This is a genomic window from Clostridium sp., from assembly GCF_051650885.1.
Classification (GTDB): Bacteria; Bacillota; Clostridia; order Clostridiales; family Clostridiaceae; genus Clostridium.
In genome coordinates this window covers 1-3,185 of sequence record NZ_JBOFRG010000248.1, presented here as the reverse complement: position 1 = coordinate 3,185, position 3,185 = coordinate 1, and the positions used below count along the sequence as shown (strand labels likewise).

The following is a 3,185-nucleotide window of genomic DNA, read 5'->3' as shown; positions in this document are numbered from 1 at the left end:
TTGAAACAGATATAACAGAACTTAAAAAAACAGGAAAAGTATCTGTTGTAGTTGCAATTTTAGGAGTTGTAGTTCCATTAGTTGCAGGATTTTTTATAGCACTAATATTTAACAAGGGTGAACTTCAAACAGGAGATGTAAGCCCAATATTACAAAACATATTTATAGGTGTAATACTTACAGCGACGTCAGTTAGTATTACAGTTGAAACTTTAAAAGAAATGGGGAAATTAAGTACAAAAGCAGGAAATACAATACTTGGAGCTGCATTAATAGATGATATTTTAGGGGTTATTGCCTTAACAGTAGTAACAGGTCTTTCGGATTCATCAGTAAATGTAATGTTTGTTCTTTTAAAAATAGTATTATTCTTTATATTTGCATTAGTAAGTGGATATATTTTCTTCTTTGTATTTAACAAAATAATACATAGATATAATAAAGATATGAGAAGATTTGTTATAATTTCATTTGTATTTTGTCTTTTATTATCATTCTTTGCAGAAGAGTTATTTGGAGTTGCAGATATTACAGGTGCCTTTATTGCAGGACTTATAATTTCAAATACAGAAAGAACAAAATATATTAATTCTAGATTTGAAACATTGTCTTATATGTTATTATCACCAATATTCTTTGCAAGTATAGGAATAAAGGTTGAGATTGGAGCAATGACAACGGATATAATATTATTTACAGCAATACTTCTTATAGTTGCTATATTAACTAAAGTAATAGGCTGTGCAATAGGTGCGAAGGCTTTTGGATATACAATAGAAGAATCTTTCCAAGTAGGTACAGGAATGGTATCTAGAGGAGAGGTTGCATTAATTGTGGCGAATAAAGGAATTGCAGTAGGGCTCATGAATCCTAACTTTCTAGCACCAATAGTAATAGTTGTAGTAATTACGACAATAATAACACCAATACTTTTGAAATGTGCATTTAAAAATTAAATATAATTTAGTTTTATAGGATAGAAAGCTTATTTTGAAATTTTTGAAATAAGCTTTTTATTTTAAAATTTAAATGTAAAATATAGTATTTAAATATAAAATAAGGTAAAATTAAATAGGGGTGAGAAAATGAAGAGTTGGTCAGAAAAATATCGTTTAGGGTACAGTGAGATTGATAAAGATCATGAAGTTTTATTTGAAATTATAGACAAAGGGATGGAAATTTCAAAAAACAAATTATCAATTGATAAATTTGATAAAATTATGGGGTTAGTAGAAGAACTTAGAGAATATAGTATATATCATTTTAAGAAGGAAGAAGAAATAATGCTTCGTGAAGGATATAATAAGTTTTTTTCTCATAAGGTAGAACATATGAGTTTTATTGACAAAATAGAAAGTATAGATATAAAAGAAATTGAACGTGATGGAGAGAAATATGTGAATAAGGTAATAGAGTTTGGGCTTAATTGGTTAGGTTCGCATATTTTAAATAAGGATATGGAATTTATAGAATATTATAATAAAAAAGTTGAAAATGAAGTATAAATTCTATAAAAATAGGATATGAATTAAAGTAGATAATTAAAAGGGGGAGTAACAATGAGAACAGGAAAAGCAAATCCTGCTATGACAAGAGGCTTTAAAGAAGTAGAATATACGGCAGAGCCCATGACTGTAACAGGAACAATAATGAAAATATTTGTTTTATTAGGAGTAGTAGTTTTAGGATTTTTATATAGTTGGTTTAGAATACCTTATAATCCAGCGGTGATTATAGGAGTTTCACTTGTAACTTTTGGAGTTGCAATATTTACAACATTTAATCCAAAGGTAGCAAGATTTACAGGAGTTATATATGCAGGGCTTGAAGGGTTAATGCTTGGAAGTATATCTCATTTATTTGAAAGAGTATATCCAGGAATAGTAGTACCAGCAATATTAATAACATTTGTATGTGTAATAGTTACAATAGCAATTTACGGGAAAAGACCAGATATAGCACAAAGAACAAGAAAAGCTGTAATGATAGGGTTAGGAACACTAGTAGTAACTATGCTTGTAGGAATCTTATTAAGCTTTATGGGAATAAACCTTCCTATATACGGTAATGGAGTTATAGGAATTGGTTTTAGTTTAGTTGTAATAGTTCTTGCAACACTTTGTTTAATCCAAGATTATGATTTCATTTTAAGAAGTTCAGAAATGGGTGCACCAAAATATATGGAGTGGTATGGAGCATTTAGCTTAATGATAACACTTATATGGTTATACCTTGAAATTCTAGACTTTTTAGCGAAAATTTCAAGTAATGATTAAAGAAAAAGGACATCGACTATTTTTAAGTCGATGTCCTTTAAAGTTAAATTTATTTATCAAAATCGCCTCTTTTAAGACGTCTTTCATATCTTCCATAAATAAGAAGTGCAATTATTGTAAATACAATTGGTCCAACTACTTGGAAGGCTGTAGATACATAATCACGGCTTTCTAAGATTGGTTTTATAATTGTAAAGACATTTGCAAAAGTTACTGTAATTACAACTATTATAACTGCAATTGTTGAACTTTTAACTGATTTATAAATAACGAAAGGTTTTTCAATCTTATCATTTTTCTTAAACCAAATAAATGCAAGTGCTATAAATGCATAAGGAATTGTCATAGCAACATTACTCATTAATATTAGATAGTTTAAGAATGTTGTTGCAGTGTCTCCTCCAAAGGAAGCAATTGATATAACGATTATAACAATTAAACATTGAATCCACATTGCATTTTTAGGCATACCAGTTTTTTCATCAATTTTGATAAGCTTAGCAGGCCATAATTCTTTTGGTGTTCCTTCAATAAGTTGTTTAATTGGTGAATAAGTTAATGTAAAGAATGCACCGATTAATGCAAGGAACATAGAAAGTCCTATAAATCTTGAGAACCAAAGTCCTATAGTTACTGAAGTTTGAACGCTTAAATGAAGAGCAGTTCCGATTGAGAATCCTAAGTTACCCATTACAATATAACCAGCATTAGCCATATTAACTGTAGACTTACTTAAAACACCACTCCAGTTAGTAAAGAATCCTACACATAGTATTCCAAGTGAATACCCAATAGCAATAATAATAGCACCTATTTTTATTCCTCTTGGGAAAGTTTTTTCAGGATTTTCAGTTTGGTCAACTAATCCTCCAATAGACTCAAGACCACCGTATGCAAATACTGCAAACA

Annotated in this window: 4 protein-coding genes; 3 read left to right on the top strand and 1 reads right to left on the bottom strand. The window is 29.2% G+C overall.

What is annotated here, in order from left to right; translation table 11 throughout:
* The 3 genes from ACRC28_RS11685 to ACRC28_RS11675 all read left to right on the top strand — a co-directional run.
* On the top strand, window positions 1-956 hold a 956-nt coding region (locus ACRC28_RS11685; RefSeq protein WP_438543618.1), incomplete at its 5' end, for a cation:proton antiporter.
* A 129-nt stretch (window positions 957-1,085) separates the two neighbouring features.
* The gene (locus tag ACRC28_RS11680; protein ID WP_438543617.1) at window positions 1,086-1,505 is read left to right on the top strand and encodes a bacteriohemerythrin; all 420 of its coding nucleotides are present in this window, start codon (window positions 1,086-1,088) and stop codon (window positions 1,503-1,505) included.
* 81 nt (window positions 1,506-1,586) lie between these two features.
* Window positions 1,587-2,276, top strand: coding sequence for a Bax inhibitor-1/YccA family protein (locus ACRC28_RS11675; protein WP_438543619.1), 690 nt, complete (start codon window positions 1,587-1,589; stop codon window positions 2,274-2,276).
* A gap of 49 nt (window positions 2,277-2,325) precedes the next feature.
* On the opposite strand, the gene yjeM is transcribed toward ACRC28_RS11675, so the two are convergent.
* Window positions 2,326-3,185, bottom strand: an 860-nt coding sequence (yjeM, locus tag ACRC28_RS11670) for a glutamate/gamma-aminobutyrate family transporter YjeM (protein ID WP_438543616.1), incomplete at its 5' end; no start/stop codon positions are given.